Source organism: Blastococcus sp. TML/C7B, from assembly GCF_016612845.1.
In the GTDB taxonomy this organism is placed as follows: Bacteria; Actinomycetota; Actinomycetes; order Mycobacteriales; family Geodermatophilaceae; genus Blastococcus.
Map to the genome: position 1 here is coordinate 1,804,296 of NZ_JAEOAA010000001.1, position 17,555 is coordinate 1,821,850.

Annotated in this window: 15 protein-coding genes; 11 read left to right on the top strand and 4 right to left on the bottom strand. The window is 76.9% G+C overall.

Going from position 1 to position 17,555, the window contains the following annotated elements:
• Positions 1-3 precede the first annotated feature (3 nt).
• The 6 genes from JKP76_RS08780 to JKP76_RS08805 all read left to right on the top strand — a co-directional run bounded on the left by JKP76_RS08780 (position 4) and on the right by JKP76_RS08805 (position 8,951).
• The gene (locus tag JKP76_RS08780; protein ID WP_200490519.1) at positions 4-585 is read left to right on the top strand and encodes a TIGR03086 family metal-binding protein; all 582 of its coding nucleotides are present in this window, start codon (positions 4-6) and stop codon (positions 583-585) included.
• A 26-nt stretch (positions 586-611) separates the two neighbouring features.
• A complete protein-coding gene (locus tag JKP76_RS08785) occupies positions 612-995 on the top strand; it encodes an MGMT family protein (RefSeq protein ID WP_309229888.1) in 384 nt (127 codons plus the stop codon).
• 4 nt (positions 996-999) lie between these two features.
• Positions 1,000-1,743 (top strand): biosynthetic peptidoglycan transglycosylase, encoded by a 744-nt coding sequence (locus tag JKP76_RS08790; protein WP_200490520.1) that lies wholly within the window; start codon positions 1,000-1,002, stop codon positions 1,741-1,743.
• A gap of 70 nt (positions 1,744-1,813) precedes the next feature.
• The gene (locus tag JKP76_RS08795; protein WP_200493200.1) at positions 1,814-5,002 is read left to right on the top strand and encodes an ATP-dependent DNA helicase; all 3,189 of its coding nucleotides are present in this window, start codon (positions 1,814-1,816) and stop codon (positions 5,000-5,002) included.
• On the top strand, positions 4,999-8,415 hold the full coding sequence (locus JKP76_RS08800; protein WP_200490521.1) for an ATP-dependent DNA helicase: 3,417 nt from the start codon (positions 4,999-5,001) through the stop codon (positions 8,413-8,415). The genes JKP76_RS08795 and JKP76_RS08800 overlap by 4 nt, the downstream gene beginning before the upstream one ends.
• A 41-nt stretch (positions 8,416-8,456) precedes the next feature.
• Positions 8,457-8,951 (top strand): GNAT family N-acetyltransferase, encoded by a 495-nt coding sequence (locus JKP76_RS08805; protein WP_200490522.1) that lies wholly within the window; start codon positions 8,457-8,459, stop codon positions 8,949-8,951.
• A gap of 3 nt (positions 8,952-8,954) precedes the next feature.
• Here the strand turns inward: JKP76_RS08805 and JKP76_RS08810 are convergent, their stop codons facing one another.
• Complete coding sequence (locus JKP76_RS08810; protein WP_200490523.1) at positions 8,955-9,800, bottom strand: alpha/beta fold hydrolase; 846 nt, start codon at positions 9,798-9,800, stop codon at positions 8,955-8,957.
• 58 nt (positions 9,801-9,858) lie between these two features.
• Here JKP76_RS08810 and JKP76_RS08815 point away from each other — a divergent pair, with 58 nt between their 5' ends.
• Complete coding sequence (locus JKP76_RS08815; RefSeq protein ID WP_309232893.1) at positions 9,859-11,271, top strand: M20/M25/M40 family metallo-hydrolase; 1,413 nt, start codon at positions 9,859-9,861, stop codon at positions 11,269-11,271.
• Here the strand turns inward: JKP76_RS08815 and JKP76_RS08820 are convergent.
• Complete coding sequence (locus JKP76_RS08820; protein WP_200490525.1) at positions 11,268-11,462, bottom strand: hypothetical protein; 195 nt, start codon at positions 11,460-11,462, stop codon at positions 11,268-11,270. The two genes, JKP76_RS08815 and JKP76_RS08820, sit on opposite strands and share 4 nt — an antisense overlap.
• Positions 11,459-12,247, bottom strand: coding sequence for a putative protein N(5)-glutamine methyltransferase (locus tag JKP76_RS08825; RefSeq protein ID WP_200490526.1), 789 nt, complete (start codon positions 12,245-12,247; stop codon positions 11,459-11,461). Before JKP76_RS08825 ends, JKP76_RS08820 begins: the two co-directional genes overlap by 4 nt.
• A gap of 55 nt (positions 12,248-12,302) precedes the next feature.
• Here JKP76_RS08825 and JKP76_RS08830 point away from each other — a divergent pair, with 55 nt between their 5' ends.
• From JKP76_RS08830 to nudC, 4 genes are all read left to right on the top strand, one after another.
• A complete protein-coding gene (locus JKP76_RS08830) occupies positions 12,303-13,196 on the top strand; it encodes a DUF2510 domain-containing protein (RefSeq protein ID WP_309229887.1) in 894 nt (297 codons plus the stop codon).
• Positions 13,197-13,341: 145 nt separating this feature from the next.
• Positions 13,342-14,652: a pitrilysin family protein gene (locus JKP76_RS08835; protein ID WP_200490527.1), complete on the top strand. Its 1,311-nt coding sequence runs from the start codon at positions 13,342-13,344 to the stop codon at positions 14,650-14,652.
• Entirely contained in the window at positions 14,649-16,010 is a 1,362-nt protein-coding gene (locus tag JKP76_RS08840; RefSeq protein WP_200490528.1) for a pitrilysin family protein, read from the top strand. The genes JKP76_RS08835 and JKP76_RS08840 overlap by 4 nt, the downstream gene beginning before the upstream one ends.
• Positions 16,007-16,978: an NAD(+) diphosphatase gene (gene nudC, locus JKP76_RS08845; protein ID WP_309229886.1), complete on the top strand. Its 972-nt coding sequence runs from the start codon at positions 16,007-16,009 to the stop codon at positions 16,976-16,978. The genes JKP76_RS08840 and nudC overlap by 4 nt, the downstream gene beginning before the upstream one ends.
• On the opposite strand, the gene JKP76_RS08850 is transcribed toward nudC, so the two are convergent.
• Positions 16,979-17,530, bottom strand: coding sequence for a uridine kinase (locus JKP76_RS08850; protein WP_309229885.1), 552 nt, complete (start codon positions 17,528-17,530; stop codon positions 16,979-16,981).
• Positions 17,531-17,555: the final 25 nt, after the last annotated feature.

The following is a 17,555-nucleotide window of genomic DNA, read 5'->3' on the forward strand; positions in this document are numbered from 1 at the left end:
GTCATGGCCGACTTCTCGCCCGTCGAGCTGCTCGAGCTGTTCCAGCGCGCGCAGGCGCAGTTCACCGACCGGGTGGACGCGGTCGAACCGGGGCAGTGGGAGGACGAGGCACTGCCCGGCTGGACGGTCGCCGACCTCGTCGCCCACCTGATCAGCGAGCAGCTGTGGGCCGTGCCGCTGCTGTCCGGGGAGCCGTTCGCGGAGGGCCGGTTCCCCGACGACACCGGCGACCTGCTGGGCGACGACCCGCTCACCGGCTGGGAGACCGCCGCCGACGGCGCGCTCACCGCCTTCGCCGCCGACGATGCGCTGCGGCGCACCGTGCACCTCCAGCGCGGGCCGACCCCCGCGGGCCAGTACATCCTCGAGATGACCGCCGACCTGACCGTGCACGCGTGGGACCTGGCGCGGGCCACCGGAGGCGACACCCGGCTCGACGCCGAGCTGGTCACCGCGGCGCTGCTGCTGGCCGAGCAGCTGCCGGCCGACGGCGTCCCCGGCTTCTTCGACCCCCCGCTCGACGTGCCGGCGTCGGCCGCCCCGCAGACCCGCCTGCTCGCCCGGTTCGGCCGCAAGGACCGCTAGGCCGCCCGACCGGGCACGATGCGTCCGTGGACGACGGCGTGCTCGACGTGGACGAGGCCGTGTTCGACGCCGTGGAGCGGATCCCGCCCGGGCGGGTGAGCACCTACGGCGCCATCGGCCGGCTCGTGGGCGTCGGCCCGCGCCGGGTGGCCCGGGCGCTCAGCTCGGGCGGGGGAGCGGTGCCCTGGTTCCGCGTGGTGCGGGCCGACGGCAGCGCCGCGGAACCGGTTCGCGCCCGGCAATTGGAACTGCTCGCGACCGAGGGCGTGCCGGTGCGCAACGGCCGGGTCGACCTCGCCGCCGTCGCCTGGCCCGACCGCGACACGGACGTCCTCCCCAGGGATGACGCCGCATCGACCACGATCATCGACCGGGACGACGCGGGAGGACGCGGTCGCACGATCGGATGAGGGGGTGGAGACGACGACCAGGCAGCGCAGCACCCCCGTTCCGCGGACCGCCCGGTGGGGACGGCGCGCCCGCCGGCTCGTCGTGGGCCTCGCCGTCCTCGCTGCCCTCCTGCTGGGCACCGCCTGGACCGCCACCCCCGGGGTCGGCGACGCGCGGTCGCGGGTGGACGCCCGCCTGGCCGCCCATGCCGGGACGCCGGTCGAGGCCGAGGTGCCCCCGCGGATCGCCGCAGCCCTGCTGGCCACCGAGGACAGCCACTTCGCCGACCACATCGGCATCGACTGGCGCGGCGCCCTGCGCGCGCCGCTCGGGCTGGTCAGCGGGCGGGACCACGGCGGCTCCACCCTGCACCAGCAGCTGGCCCGGCTGCTGTACGAGGACGGCGCCACCGATCCGATGGCCAAGGCGCGCGCCGTCGTCCTGGCGGTCAAGATCGACCGCGGGTGGAGCAACCTGGACATCCTGCGCATGTACCTCGACGCCGCGTACTTCGGGCACGGCTTCTACGGGGTCGGGGCCGCCGCGGAGGGATACTTCGGGCGCACCCCGGCGGAGCTGGACTGGGCGCAGGCGACGGTGCTGGTCGGCCTCGTGCAGGCGCCCAGCGCCTACGACCCGCTGCTGCACCCGGAGCTGGCGCGGTCGCGGCAGGGGCACGTGCTGAACCGGCTGGTGGCGGTCGGCACGCTCGACCGGGCCGATGCCGACGCGATCGGCCGGGAGCCCTGGCGGCTCGTCGAGGGCTGACGGCCGCCGCCGTTCCGGGCCGGGTCGCGCCCGTCCCGGAACTGTCGGTCGGTCGTGCTTCCATCGAGAGGTGGCTCAGGGGGGAACGCCGGTCTACCGGCTCGTGCAGCGCGAGGCGCCCGCGTCCGCCCGGCCGCGGCTGGACCCGACGCAGCAGTCCGTCGTCGCCCACCCCGCCGGGCCGCTGCTGGTGCTGGCCGGACCGGGCACCGGCAAGACGACGACGATCGTGGAGGCGGTCGCCACCCGCATCGAGGCCGGGGTGGACCCCGAGCAGATCCTGGTCCTCACCTTCAGCCGCAAGGCCGCCGCCGAGCTGCGCACCCGCATCACCACCCGCGTCGGGCAGACGATCCGCGAACCGCTCGCCCGCACCTTCCACTCCTACGCCTACGGCGTGCTGCGCCGGGCGGCGCTGCTGCGCGGCGACGCCCCGCCCCGGCTGCTCACCTCCGCCGAGCAGGACGCGGTCATCGCCGAGCTGCTGCGCGGGGACGTCGACGAGGACGGCGCGGTCCGCTGGCCGCCGGACCTCGCGCCCGCGCTGGGCACCGAGGGCTTCCGCACCGAGCTGCGCGAGCTGCTGCTCCGTGCGGTCGAGCGCGGTGTCGTCCCCGAGCAGCTCGCGGCGTGGGGCCGGGAGACCGGCCGCGACCACTGGGTGCACGCCGCCGCCTTCCAGGAGCAGTACGAGGCGGTCACCGCCTTCTCCACCTTCGGTCGCGGGGACGCCTCCGGTTACGACCCGGCCGAGCTGGTCCGCCAGGCCATCGCCGAGCTGGACGGCGATCCCGAGCTGCTCCGCCAGGAGCGCGAGCGGGCCCGCTGGCTGTTCGTCGACGAGTACCAGGACACCGACCCGGCGCAGGTCGAGCTGCTGGCGCTGCTCGCCGGCCGCGGCGGCAACCTGGTCGCGGTGGGCGACGCCGACCAGTCGATCTACGCCTTCCGCGGCGCCGAGCCGCGCGGGATCACCGAGTTCCCCGACCGGTTCCGGCACACCGACGGGCGCCCGGCGGCCCGGCTGTCGCTCGGTGTCTCGCGGCGCTCGGGTGCCGAGCTGCTCCGGATCGGCCGGCAGGTCGCCGAGGGGCTGCCCGGGCCGTGGGAGCACCGGCGCCTGACGGCCGGGCAGACCGACGACCCCGGCGCCGCCGAGGTGCACGTGTTCGGGTCCGCGTCGATCGAGGCGGTGTACCTCGCCGACCGGCTGCGCCGCGCCCACCTGCTCGACGGCGTGCCCTGGTCGCAGATGGCGGTCGTCGTACGCACCGCCGCCGCGCTGGGCCCGCTGCGCCGGTCGCTGGCGTCGGCGGGCGTGCCCATCGGCGTCTCCTCCGACGACCTGCCGCTGGCCGGCCAGCCCGCGGTCGCGCCGTTCCTCGGGGCGCTGCGGGCCCTGCTGCCCCGGCCGGGCACCGACGCCGCAGACGGCGTCGTCACCGGGCTGGACGAGACCGCCGCCGAGTCGCTGCTCGCCTCGCCCCTGGGCGGGGCCACCGTCCTCGACCTGCGCCGGCTGCGCCGCGCGGTCCGGATCGAGCTGGCCCGCCGCGGGGTCGACGCCGCCGAGCGCGGCGCCCCGCTGGCCGCGGTCCTGGAGGACGACGGCCTGCTGGCGGCCCTGCCCGACCACGTCGCCCGGCCCGCGCGGCGGGTCGCGGGCGTGCTGGGCGCCGGCCGGTTCGCGCTGGCCCAGGACGGCACCGCCGAGGACGTGCTGTGGGCGATGTGGCAGGCCAGCGGGTTGGCCGGCGCGTGGGCCCGGGCCAGCGCCGCGGGCGGCCCGCCGGGTGCGGTCGCCGACCGCGACCTGGACGCCGTCGTCGCGCTGTTCGACGCCGCCGCCGGCTTCGTCGACCGGCTGCCGCGCGCCGACGTCCGCGCCTTCCTGGCGCACCTGTCGGCGCAGGAGCTGCCCAGCGACACCGGCGCCGCGCGGGCGGCCGCGGGGGAGACGGTCCGGCTGCTCACCGCGCACGCCGCCAAGGGCCTGGAGTGGGACCTCGTCTGCATCGCCGGGGTGCAGGAGGGGGTGTGGCCCAACCTGAGCGAGCGCTCCTCCCTGCTGGGCGCCGAGGTGCTCGTCGAGCGGGCCGCGGGGATCGACGGCGCGTCGGTCGACCGGCGAGCGCTGGCCCTGGCGGAGGAGCGGCGGCTGTTCTACGTCGCGGTCACCCGAGCCCGCCGCCGGCTGCTGGTCACGGCCGTGCAGGGCGCCCTCGACGGCGCGGACGCCGGGGCCACCGCCTCGCGCTTCCTCGACCTGGTCGAGCCGCCGCCGGAGGAGGGGCGCCCGCTGACCGAGCTGCCCCGCTCCCTGACGCTGCCGGCGCTGGTCGCCGAGCTGCGCCGCGCGGTCACCGATCCGGCCACCCCGGCCCCGCGCCGCTCGGCCGCGGCGTCGGTGCTGCGCCGGCTCGCCGACGAGGGCGTGCCGGGCGCCTCGCCGCGGCACTGGTGGGGCCTGGCCGCGCTGTCCGACGACGCCCCGCTGGTCGCCGAGGACGCCGACGTGCGCGTCCGCCCCTCGCACATCGAGACCTTCCAGCGCTGCCCCCTGCGCTGGGTGCTGGGCGCCGTGGGGGCCGAGGCCTCGCCGGACTCCACCCGCACGGTCGGCACCGCGGTGCACGCCGTCGCCCAGCAGGTGGCCGAGGGGTTGCCGCCCGCCGAGGCGCCGGCCGCGCTCGACGGCGAGCTGGACCAGCTCGACCTCGGCCCGGGCTGGGCCGACCAGCGGCAGCGCTCGGCGGCGCAGGACATGCTGGCCCGTTTCCTCCGCTGGCACGCCGCCAACGACCGGGAGCTGGTCGGCGTGGAGGAGAACTTCGACGTGGTGGTCGGCCGGGCCCGGCTGCGCGGTCAGGTCGACCGGCTCGAGCGCGACGGCGAGGGCCGGCTCGTGGTGGTCGACCTCAAGACCGGCAGGACGGCCGCGAAGAACACCGAGGAGCACGGCCAGCTGGCCGCCTACCAGGTGGCGGTCGCGGCCGGCGGCTTCGGCGAGCACGGTGCGGTGCCCGGCGGCGCGGCGCTGCTGCAGGTCGGCAGCGGGGCGAAGGCCAAGGAGCAGCACCAGCCGCCGCTGCCCGCCGACGTGCCGGTGGCGACGACGTGGGCCGGCGAGCTGATCGCCGAGGTGGGCGAGGGGATGGGCGCGGCGACCTTCGAGGTGCGCACCGGCAGCCACTGCGCCCGCTGCCCCGCGCGGCGCAGCTGCCCGATGCAGGAGCCCGGCCGGCAGGTGACGGGATGACCCAGCTCTCCTTCGACGACCTGGCCGGCGACGGGGCGCCCGAGCCGGCGGAGCCCCGGCGGCTGCTCACCCCGGCCGAGGTCGCGGCGCGCTGCGGGCTGTCGTACGCCCCGTCGGCGGAGCAGGCCCGCGTCGTCGAGGCGCCGGCCGACCGGCCGCTGGTCGTCGTGGCCGGCGCGGGCTCCGGCAAGACCGAGACCATGGCCGCGCGCGTCTCGTGGCTGGTGGCCAACCGGGTGGTGGAGCCGGAGGAGATCCTCGGTCTGACGTTCACCCGCAAGGCGGCCAGCGAGCTCAACGAGCGGGTGCACCTGCGGCTGGGCGCGCTGGCCCGCCACCCCGACACCGAGCCCGGGCTCCGCGACCGGCTGGCCGTCGCCCAGCCGACCGTAGCCACCTACCACGGCTACGCGGCCGCGCTCGTCGCGGAGCACGGCCTGCGCATCGGCGTGGAGCCCGGGGCGGGGGTGCTGGGCCCCGCCATGTGCTGGGGGCAGGCGGCGACCGTCGTCTCGTCGTGGACCGGCGACATGAGCGACGTCCCGCTCACCCCGCTCACCACCGTCGAGGACGTGCTCGCGCTGGCCGCCGAGATGGGCGAGCACGACGTCAGCCCGGAGGCGCTGCGCACCTGGACGGCGCGGCTCGAGGCGCGGATCGCCGGCTACGCGGACGCGCCCAAGAAGCGCGGGCCGTACGCGGCGGTGACCGAGATGCTGGCCCGGCAGAAGGCGCGGGTCGCGCTGCTGCCGCTGGTGGAGGCGTTCGAGGCGCGCAAGCGGGCCATGGGGTCGATCGACTACGCCGACCAGGTCGCCCACGCCGCGCGCATCGCGGTCGCCGCCCCCGAGGTCGGCCGCCGCGAGCGCGCCCGCTGGAAGGTCGTGCTGCTCGACGAGTACCAGGACACCAGCGTCGGGCAGCTGCGCATGCTCGAGGCGCTGTTCGGCGGGAGCACCGGGCACCCGGTGCTGGCCGTCGGCGACCCCCGGCAGTCGATCTACGGGTGGCGCGGGGCGTCGGCCGGCACCATCGAGCGCTTCGACCGCACGTTCCCGGGGCGCGGGCGGCTGCGCGCCCAGCGGCTGACCCTGGCGACCAGCTGGCGCAACGACGAGACGGTGCTCGCGGTGGCCAACGCGGTCTCCGCGATGCTGCCGCCGCCGGCGCACCCGCTGCCGGACCTTGCGCCGGCGCCCACCGCCGGCCGGGGCGCGGTCACCGTCGGGCTCTACGACACGATCGCCGACGAGACCGCCGCGCTCGCCGACCGGCTGGCGGCCATCTGGCACGCGAAGGACCTGACGGCCGGTCGGCCCGAGTGGGCCCCGGAGGGGTCCGCGCAGGGACGACGCAGCGGCTCCACGGCGGAGGGGGACGGCTCCTGGCCGCGGGGTCGTCCGGAGGACGACGAGGTGCGCCGCCGCCCCACCGTGGCGGTGCTGGCGCGCACGCGCAAGCAGCTGCCCGGCATCGCCGCCGCGCTGCGCGAGCGCGGCCTGCCCGTCGAGGTCGTGGGCCTGGGCGGGCTGCTCGAGGTGCCCGAGGTGTCCGACGTCGTCGCCACGCTGACCGTGCTGGTCGACCCGACCGCGGGCGACGCCCTCGGCCGGCTGCTCACCGGCGCCCGCTGGCGGATCGGGCCGCGCGACCTCGCCGCCCTGGAGGCGCGCGCCCGCGCGCTGGTGCACGCCCGCCGCCCGGCACCCCCGGCCGGGGAGGCGGGCGACGCGACGGGAGCGGTCGTGGAGGCGCCGGTCGAGCGCGGCTCGATCGTGGAGGCGCTGGACGACCTCGGCGACGCGGCGGACTACTCGCCCGACGGGCACCGGCGGCTGCGCCGGCTGGGCGCGGAGCTGGCGCACCAGCGCAACCGGCTCGGGGAGTCGCTGCCCGACCTCGTCGACGAGGTGGCCCGCACCCTCGGCCTCGAGACCGAGCTGGCCAGCGCGCCCGAGGCCAGCCCCGCCGGCGCGCGCGCCCACCTCGACGCGCTGCACGGCGTCGCGGCCGAGTTCACCGAGCTCGCCGACCTGCCCTCGCTGCCGGCGTTCCTGGGCTACCTGCGCGACGCCGAGGAACGCGAGCGCGGCCTGGAGCCCGGCGAGGTGGCGGTCAACCCCGAAGCAGTGCAGCTGCTGACCGGCCACTCCGCCAAGGGCCTGGAGTGGGACGTCGTCGCCGTGCCCGGGATGACCGTCGACCAGTTCCCCTCGAAGAGCAACGCCAGCGACTCCTGGATCAAGGACCCCGGCGCGGTGCCCGCGGAGCTGCGGCTCACCGACCGCGCCGAGCTGCCCGCGCTGACGCTGCCGGTGCCCGGCTCGGGTGACCAGGCCGCGGTCCGTGACGCGCTCGAGCAGTACGTCTCGGACTGGAAGGACTTCGGCCGTGACGAGGAGATCCGGCTGGGCTACGTCGCGGTCACCCGCGCCCGGCACCTGCTGCTGTGCTCGGGCAGCTGGTGGCGCGACGGGGTGAACCCGTGCGGCCCGTCGGTGCTGCTGCACACCGCCCGGGAGGTGTGCGAGGCCGGTGCCGGGGAGGTCGTGCACTGGGCGCCGGCACCCGAGGACGGCGTCACGAACCCGGCGCTCGAGGAGTGGCCGATCGGGAGCTGGCCGGCCGATCCGCTCTCGGCCCGGCGGCGCCGCGCGCTCAGCGCCGCCGCCGAGCTGGTGGAGGCCGCCGCGCCGCACCCGCTGGACGCCGCGCTGGCGCTCGGGGACGACGACCCGCTGGTGGCCTCCTGGGTGCGCGACGCCGACCTGCTGCTCCGCGAGCGGGCCCGCCACGCGGGCTCCACCGTCGAGGTGCCGCTGCCCTCCCACCTGTCGGTCTCCGCGCTGGTCACGCTGCGCCGCGACCCGGCCGAGCTGGCCCGCCGGTTGCGCCGGCCGATGCCCGCCGCGCCCGCGCCGCAGGCCCGGCGCGGCACCGCGTTCCACACCTGGCTGGAGGAGCGGTTCGGCGCCGCCCGGCTGGTCGACCTCGACGAGCTGCCCGGCTCCGGGGACGAGTTCGCGGCCCCCGACGCCGCGCTCGCCCAGCTCCAGGAGGCGTTCCTGGCCAGCGAGTGGGCCGACCGCCAGCCGCTCGAGGTCGAGGTGCCCTTCGAGACGCCGCTGGGCCCGCTGACGTTGCGCGGGCGGATCGACGCGGTGTTCCGGCGCGAGGACGGCGGCTACGAGGTGCTCGACTGGAAGACCGGCCCGCCGCCCACCGGCGCCGAGCTGGCCGCGGCCGGCGTCCAGCTCGCCGCCTACCGGCTGGGCTGGTCGCGGCTCACCGGCGTGCCGGTCGAGCAGGTGAGCGCCGGGTTCCACCACGTCGCCGCCGGGCTCACCGTCCGCCCCGTCGACCTGCTGGGGGAGCAGGCGCTGCTGGACCTCGTCACCGGCGCCGGCACCTGACGCCGCCGCAATCCGGTTGACCGGCTCGGGACAGTGGGCGCGTGACCCCGACGATCCGCCCGCTCGCCGGCTGCGACGTCGACGCCGTCGTGGACCTCTCGCTGCGCGCGTGGGCGCCGGTGTTCGAGTCCATGCGCGCCGTCATGGGCGAGGCCGTCTTCGCGCACCTCTACCCCGACTGGTCCGCGATGCAGGCCGCCGCCGTCGCAGGCGTCGTCCGGGACGCCGGCACGCGCAGCTGGGTCGCCGAGGAGGGGGACGCGGTGACCGGCTTCGTCGCCGTCGTCCACCACGACGAGACGCACGGGGAGCCGAACAGCAGCGAGGTCGAGATGATTGCCGTCGACCCCGCCGCCCAGCGCCGCGGCACGGCCGACGCCCTGCTCGCCCGGGCCGTCGAGGAGATGCGCGCGCACGGCTCGGTGCTCGCCGTCATCGCCACCGGCGGCGACCCGGGGCACGCCCCCGCCCGGGCGGCCTACGAGAAGGCCGGCTTCCGGCCGTTCCCGCAGCTCCGCTACTACCGGATGCTCTGAGTCTCAGCTCGAGGCGACGCGGTCCAGGATCGCGGCCGCCAGCTGCTCGGGCGCCTGCTCGGGGATCCAGTGCGTGATCCCCGGGAGCGTCACCATCCGGTAGTCGCCGCTGACGAAGCCGGCGCAGGCATCCGCGGCGGTCGAGCCGATGGCGACGTCGGCGTCGCTCCACACGTAGGTGGTCGGCACCTCGACCGGGTCCAGGCGGGTGCTCGAGCTCATCGCCCGGTACCAGTTCAGTGCCGCCGTCAGCGCGCCCGGCGCGGACAGCACGCTCACGTACTCGTCGACCGTCTCGGGCGGGATGCCGCTGTTCTCGACGTCGTACATGCCGCGCAACCGGCGCGCGCCGTCGGCCAGCAGCACCTCCTCGGCCTTGCCCTCCTGCCAGAACAGCCGGATGTAGGCCGAGCGCTCCTTCTGCTCGGGGTCGACGCGGAAGGCCGCGGTGTAGGCGGCCGGGTGGGGCACCGACACCGCGGTCAGCGACCGGACCCGGTCGGCGTGCCAGGCCGCCAGCGTCCAGGCCACGTTCGCGCCCCAGTCGTGCCCGACGACGTCGGCGACCGGGATGGCGAGCGCGGTCATCAGGTCTGCGGTGACCTGCGCCAGGTTCTGCATCGTGTAGGCGTCCACGTCGCCCGGGCGGGCGCCGGGGGAGTAGCCCAGCTGGTCGGGGGCGTAGGTGCGCAGCCCCGCCCGGGTCAGCAGCGGGGTCACCGCCGCCCAGCAGGCCGAGGTCTCCGGGAAGCCGTGCAGCAGCAGCACCGGCCGCCCGTCCTCGGGACCGTCGACGCGGACGTCGAAGGTCAGGTCGCCGACATCGGTGCGCAGCAGTTCTCCGGCCATGCCCCCGGACGCTAGCCGGGAGCCGGTGATGCCGCCCACGCCGCTACCGTCGCCCAGCGTGACCAGCAGCCCGGAACGCGCCTTCGTCTCCGCCCACCTCGACGACCTGCACGCCGACCTCGACGCCTGGCTGCGCATCCCGTCGATCTCGGCCGACCCGGCGCACGCCCCGGACGTCGCCGCCAGCGCGGAGTGGCTGGCCGAGGCGCTGCGCCGCACCGGGTTCCCGACGGTGGAGATCTGGCCGACCGCCGGCGCGCCCGCGGTCTTCGCCGAGTGGCCCAGCGCCGACGCCGGCGCCCCGGTCGCGCTGGTCTACGGGCACCACGACGTGCAGCCGGTCGACCCGCCGGAGCTGTGGGTGCACCCGCCGTTCGAGCCCACCGTGGTCGAGGGCGAGCACGGGCCCGAACTGCACGCCCGGGGCGCCATCGACGACAAGGGCAACGTCGCCTTCCACCTGCTCGGCATCCGGGCGCACCTGGCCGCGACCGGCCGGGACACCCCCGCGGTGACGGTGAAGCTGCTGATCGAGGGCGAGGAGGAGTCCGGCTCGCCGCACTTCGCCGCCCTCCTGCAGGAGCGCCGCGAGCGGCTGGCCTGCGACGTCGTCGTCGTCTCCGACACCGGGATGGCCGCCCCCGACGTCCCCAGCGCCGTCACCGCCATGCGCGGCCTGGCCGACGCCGAGATCACCCTGCGCGGTCCGGCGGTCGACCTGCACTCCGGCTCGTTCGGCGGCGCCGTGCCCAACCCGCTGCACGCGATGGCCGAGCTGCTGGCGGAGCTGCACGACGAGCACGGCCGGGTCACCCTCCCCGGGTTCTACGACAAGGTGCGCCCGCTGTCCGAGCGCGAGCGGGCGCTCATGGCCCGCGTCCCGTTCGACGAAGCCGCCTGGCTGGCCGGCCCGGCCGCCTCGCGGGCCACCTACGGCGAGGCCGGATACAGCACCCTGGAGCGGACCGGCGCCCGACCGACCGCCGAGGTCAACGGCATGTGGGGCGGCTACACCGGGCCCGGCCACAAGACGATCATCCCGGCCGAGGCGCACGCCAAGGTGACCTTCCGGCTGGTCTCCGACCAGCGCCCGGAGGACATCGGCCCGCTGCTGCGCGCGTGGCTCGAGCAGCACGTGCCCGACGGCATCGTCGCCGAGGTGCACACCCCGCCGGGCGGAGTCGCGCCCTGCGCAAGCGACCTCGACTCCCCGGCCATGGACGCGCTGCTGCGCGCCATCGGCCAGGCCTTCGACACCGACCCCGCCGACGTGCTCTTCACCCGCGAGGGCGGCAGCGGCCCGGAGGCCGACCTGGTCGAGGTGCTCGGCGCGCCGCTGCTGTTCCTCGGCGCCGGCCTGCCCACCGACCGGATCCACTCGCCCAACGAGCGGGTGCTGCTCTCGATGCTGCACCGCTGCGCCGAGGCCACCGCACACCTGTGGCGGGAGCTGGCCGCCCAGGCGCGCTAGGCCAGCGGGTCCACCCGGCGCAGGAACGAGCGGCTGGCCAGGTGGTGCGACAGCGGCTCCCGGTGCTCGCCGCACGCCAGCCAGACCTTCTCCCGGTCCGGGGTGTGCAGCTTCGGGTTGTTCCAGACCAGGGCGAAGGCGGCCGGGGCCGAGCAGCCCTTCGCCGAGCAGATCGGCGCGTCGTCGCTCACCCGGCCAGTCTCGCCCCCGCGGCCCCGACGACGACGGTCGCCCCCCGCTGGTCGTCGGTGACCACCCGCGGGCGCAGCCCGGCGGCGGACAGCGCGGCGACCGCGGCCGGCACCTGCGCCTCCCCGGCCTCGAACAGCAGCGCGCCACCGGGCGCCAGCCACGCCCCGGCGCCGGCGACGACGCGGCGGGCCACGGCCAGCCCGTCGTCGCCGCCGTCGAGGGCGGTGCGCGGTTCGTGGTCGCGCGCCTCCGGCGGCATCAGCGCCAGCGCGGGGGTCGGCACGTAGGGCACGTTGGCCGCGAGCACGTCCACCCGGCCGCGCAGCTCCTCGGGCAGGGCGGAGAACAGGTCGCCCTCGTGCACCGGGACGCCCGGCAGGTTGACCCGGGCGCAGCGCACCGCCACCGGGTCGACGTCGGCGGCGTGCAGCACGGTGCCCGGGTGCCGGGCGAGCAGGGCGGCACCCACCGCGCCGGAGCCGCAGCACAGGTCGACGACGACGGCGCCCGGCCGCACCAGCGCCGCTGCCTCGCGGACCAGCAGCTCGGTGCGCCGCCGCGGCACGAACACCCCCGGCCCGACGGCGATCCGCAGGCCGTCGAAGGCGACCCAGCCGATCAGGTGCTCCAGCGGCTCGCCGGCCACCCGGCGGGTCACCAGCTCCTCGAGCCGCGCGGGGGAGCCGGCCTCCGCGACGAGCAGCGCCGCCTCGTCCTCGGCGAACACGCAGCCGGCCGCCCGGAGCCGGTCGACCACGGCGGACGGCGCCGGTGCGACGTCCACGGCGACCTCCTCGAGTTGCTGACGGCACGCTACGCGCGCGGCCTAGGGTTGCCCCGTGACCTCCGACGGCCCGCAGCTCCCGCCGCCGGGGTGGTACGCCGACCCCGACGGCTCGCCGGGGATGGTCCGCTGGTGGAGCGGGTCCGCGTGGTCCGACGTCGCGACCCCGGCCGGCCCGGGCGTCGCCGTCCAGAGCTCACCGGTCCTCACCCCGCAGCGCCCGGCCGCCCCCGAGCCGCCCGCGTGGACCCCGCAGCCCGCGACCGGCTCGGCCCGGCCGCGCCGGGCCGCGTGGGTGGTCGCCGGCGTCCTCGGCGTCGTGGTGGCGGTGATCCTCGCGCTCGTCGTCGGCACGGGGGGCGACGAGGACCCCGTCGCCGCCCGCGACCCGCAGCCCCCGACCGCCCAGCAGCCCCCGGGGCCGACCTTCGCGCCCGGGACGGTGCGGATCATCGACCAGGAGGCCGGCATCGCCTACCCGTACCTGGGTGACGGCTGGCTCGAGTACGGCATGGCCGACATGGCCGAGACCAGCAGTGTCGCCGGCCAGTACTTCACCACCCAGGAGGTCACGCCGGCCGGCACGTTCATCGCCCAGGTGACGTCCGGGCCCCTGGTCGAGGAGTTCGGCTACGCGGGCCCCGGCAGCCTGGCGCCGACGGTCGCCGCCGTGGCCGACAGCGTGCGCGTCAACTACTACCCGCAGCCCAACGAGCGCCGGATCCTGCGCGACGAGGCGCGCACCGTCGACGGGCGCGAGGCGCACCTCCTGGAGTTCCAGCTCGCCTGGGACGTCGAGGGCTACGACGCCTCGGGGGAGCGGGCGGCGCTGCTGCTGATCGACGTCGGACGCCCCGCACCGGCGCTGCTCTACATCTCCATCCCCAACACCCACGCCGAGCTCTACGGCGTCATCGACCGGCTGATCGACGCCGTCGACGTGCTGTGAGGCCCCTCGCGACGATCAGGTGACCTGATCGTCGAGCGTCCTCCCTCACCGTGCACCGGAAGGGTGGACGCCCTACCGCGAGGGAGGACGGCGGAGAGGCCCACCGCACGGCGGTCCACGGCTGCGCCGCATTACTGTCGGCGGCGTGACAGCAGCCGGAACCGAACTGACCCTCAGGCACCCGGTCGAACGGTTCACCCTGGACAACGGGCTGCGCGTCGTGCTGGCCCCGGACACCAGCGTGCCCGTGGTCGCGGTGAGCGTCTTCTACGACGTCGGCATGCGCAACGAGCCGGAGGGGCGCACCGGCTTCGCGCACCTCTTCGAGCACATGATGTTCCAGGGCTCGGCGCACGTCCCGAAGATGGAGCACGCCCGCCTCGTGCAGGCCGCCGGCGGCACGTTCAACGGCTCCACCCACCAGGACTACACGAACTACTTCGAGGCGCTCCCGGCCGAGGCGCTCGAGCGCGCGCTGTTCCTCGAGGCCGACCGCATGGCGGCGCCGGCCATCACCGAGGAGAACCTCCGCAACCAGATCGACGTGGTGAAGGAGGAGATCCGGGTCAACGTGCTGAACCGGCCCTACGGCGCCTTCCCCTGGCTGCAGCTGCCGCAGGTCGCGTTCGAGAGCTTCGCCAACACCCACGACGGCTACGGCTCGTTCGTCGACCTGGAGTCCTCCACCGTCGACGACGCCACCGACTTCTTCTCCACCTACTACGCCCCCGGCAACGCCGTGCTGTGCATCGGCGGCGACCTCGACGTGGCCGAGACCGAGCGGCTCGTGCAGCGCTGGTTCGGCCCCGTCGCCGCCCGCGAGGTGCCGCCGACGCCGCGCACCGGCGAGCCCGCGCCCACCGGGGTGCGCTCGGCCGTCGTCGAGGACCGGCTGGCGACGGCGCCGGCCGTGGCACTGGGCTGGCGGGTGCCCGACCCGGTCGCCCGCTTCGACGAGTACCTGGGCAGCGTGCTGCTGGCCGAGCTGCTCAGCGAGGGCGACGCCTCGCGGCTGGAGCGCCGGCTGGTGCACGACGACCGCACCGCCATCGCGCAGAGCAGCTACGTCGGCCTGTTCGGCGACCCCTTCGACGTCCGGGACGCCACCCTGCTCACCACCCAGGTGCACCACCCGGCCGCGGTGCCGGTCGAGCGGGTCACCGCCGCGGTGCACGAGGAGATCGCCCGGATCGCCTCCGACGGCGTCCCGGCCGACGAGCTGCGCCGGGTGCAGGCCCGCACCGAGGCGCAGCTGCTGCGCCAGGCCGACTCCGTGCTCGGTCGCACGCTGGCCTTCGCCGCCGCCGAACTGGTGCACGGCCGCGCGGAGCTCGCCGGCGAGCTCGCCGCCCGGCTCGCCGCGGTCACCCCCGACCAGGTGCAGGGCGCGGCCCGAGCGCTCGATCCCGGCACCGTCGCGGTGCTGGAGCTGCGCCCGGCAGGAGGACGGCAGTGACCGCCACGCTGGACCTCTCGCTGATCCCGCCGCTGGGCGCGCCCCGGCCGCAGCCGGTCCCGGCCGCGACCGAGACCACGCTGGCCAACGGCCTGCGCGTCGTCGTCGTCCCGCGCCCGGGCGTGCCGCTGATCGAGCTGCGCCTGCGGGTGCCGTTCGCCGCTCCGGACCTCGACACCGCCGAGCAGCACTCCGCCGAGGCCTCGGTCCTCTCCGGCGCGGTCCTGCTCGGGACGGCGTCGCACGACCAGACCGGCATCGCCCAGCTGCTGCAGGGGCACGGCGCGGAGATGTCGGTGTCGGCCGACAGCGACCGCCTGCTGTTCGGCACCACGCTCCTGCCCGACGGGCTGCGGCCCGTCCTCGGGGTGCTCGCCGAGCTGCTCACCGCCGCGACCTACCCCGCCGAGGGGGTGGAGGGCGAGCGCGACCGGCTGGTCGAGCGGATCACCATCGCCCGGTCCCAGCCCTCGGTCCTCGCCCGCGCCGCGCTCAGCGCGCGGCGCTACCCCGGGCACCCGTACGCCATCTCGCTGCCCGACCCGGCGGCGGTGGGGGCGGTCACCGGCACCGGCCTGCTCGAGCTGCACGCGGCCCGCGTGCTCCCGGCCGGCAGCACCCTCGTCCTCGTGGGCGACCTCGACCCCGCGGGCGCGGCCGACGCGGTCGCCGAGGCGCTGGCCGGGTGGACCGCCGGCGGGACCGCCCTCGAGTCGGCCCCGGCCGCGGCCCGGCACGACCCGGTGCTCGAGCTGGTCGACCGGCCGGGCGCGGTGCAGTCCAACATCCGGCTCGGCGGCCCCGCACCCGGCCGTACCGACCCCGACCTCGCCGCCGTCCGGCTGGCGGCCATGGTCTACGGCGGTTACTTCTCCTCCCGGCTGGTGGAGAACATCCGCGAGCGGCGCGGCTACAGCTACAGCCCGCGCAGCGCGGTGGAGCACCTGGCCGCCGCCTCCTCGGTGCTCGTCGAGGCCGACGTCGCCACCGAGGTGACCGGCCCGGCGCTCATGGAGACCGTCTACGAGCTCGGCCGCATGGCGCTGACCCCGGTCACCGAGGCCGAGCTGGACGCCGCCCGCCGGTACGTCCTGGGCAGCATGGCGCTGTCGACGGCGACGCACGCCGGCCTGGCCAGCACCCTCGCGGCACTGGTCGGGGCCGGGCTGCCGGTGGGCTGGCTCGCCGAGCACCAGCAGGCGCTCGAGGCGGTGACCGTCGACCAGGTGCAGGACGTCTCCCGCCGCTACCTCGCGCCGGGTGCGCTCACCGCCGTCGTCGTCGGCGACGCGGAGGTGGCCGAGGCCCAGCTGGCCGTGCTCGGCCCGCTCACCGTCCGACGGGAGGCGCAGGCGTGAGCGCCCCCGCCGGCGGCCTGCCCGCGAACGACCCCGACCGCATGCGCGGCGCCTCGGCGGCCTGGCCCGTCGGCGCACCGCCGTCGTCCGGCTCGGTGCCGGTGCTCTCCCGGGTCGCGCACGACCGGGCGCACCTCGCCCGCGCGCTGCCCGACCCGACCGGCGGCCGCCCCGTCCGGGTGCTCACCGTCGACCGGCACCGCGCCGTCCCGGTGCGCGAGACGCCCGGTGGCCCGGAGCTGCTGTGGGACGAGCGGCCGGAGCTGCCGACCGGTGCGATCTTCCTCGGCGAGGCCGACGGCGTCCCGTACGCCGCGGTCCGCGGCGAGCGGGCGCTGACCGTGAGCGGTCGGCCGGTCGACTCCTGGGCCGGGCTGCGCGACCTGGGCACGGTGCTCGGCGACCTCGACGCCGGGCTGCTGGTCCAGGCCATCGGCATGGTCGAGTGGCACGAGCGCAACCGGTTCAGCCCGCTGACCGGCGCGCCGACCACCGTCGAGCGGGCCGGGTGGGTGCAGCACGACCCCACCACCGGCACCGACATCTTCCCGCGCACCGACCCCGCCGTGATCATGCTCGTCCACGACGGCGCCGGGAACGTCGTCCTGGGCCGGCAGGCGATCTGGCCGCCGGGGCGCTACTCCGTGCTGGCCGGCTTCGTCGAGCCGGGGGAGTCGCTCGAGGCCGCGGTGGCCCGCGAGGTCGCCGAGGAGGTCGGCCTGCAGGTCACCGACGTCCGGTACGTGGGCAGCCAGCCGTGGCCGTTCCCGCAGTCGCTCATGCTGGGCTTCGTCGCCCGCGCCGAGTCCGCCGGGGAGCTCGTGCTGGACCCCACCGAGATCGAGGAGGCGCACTGGTTCTCCCGCGAGCAGCTGCTCGCCGGGGACGGGCTGTCCGCCCTGCCGCCCGCCGTGTCGATCGCGCGGAACATCATCGACCGCTGGCTGACCGGCGAGTTCGACGACTAGTCAGGCCCAGCGGCCGCCGAGCACCAGGGCCGGCCGGTCGGCGTGGTCGGCCAGCACCACGGCGTCGGCCAGGGCGACCGGGTCCACCTCGTCGTCGTAGCGGTCGAAGGCCGGCAGCACCCACGCCTGGTCGGCCGGGACCCGGCGCCGGCGGGCGGCCGGGGCGACCCGCAGGTGGACGACGACGTCGAAGGCCAGCCCCACGCCCTGCAGAAGGGTGCCGGGCACCAGCAGCACCCCGCCGGGAGGTGCCGGCGCGGGGCGGGCGCGGACGGCGCGGTCGCGCACCAGGTCCCACAGCTGCGGCAGGTAGCGGCCCGAGCCGCCGGGCCCCACCGGGGCGAGCACCTCGCGGGTCAGCGCGCCTGCGTCCAGCCAGTCGGTGTACCGGGCGTCGGGATCGGTGCGGCCGTGCTCCAGCCGCAGCGAGGCCGGGCGGTAGAACCCCTCCGCGGGGACGACGACGGCGGCCCGGCCCAGCGCCGGCAGCCGCTCGGCGACCGCCGCGGCCAGGTGCCCGGGGGAGGCGAGCTCGGGCCCGTCGACGGCCACGCGCAGCGCGGTGGCGCCCGGTTCC

Bases quoted from the DNA above. Each gene is read 5' to 3' on its own strand.
- JKP76_RS08810 (WP_200490523.1), bottom strand. From the start codon at position 9,800: ATGGCCGGAGAACTGCTGCGCACCGATGTCGGCGACCTGACCTTCGAC.
- JKP76_RS08780 (WP_200490519.1), top strand. From the start codon at position 4: ATGGCCGACTTCTCGCCCGTCGAGCTGCTCGAGCTGTTCCAGCGCGCG.
- JKP76_RS08800 (WP_200490521.1), top strand. From the start codon at position 4,999: ATGACCCAGCTCTCCTTCGACGACCTGGCCGGCGACGGGGCGCCCGAG.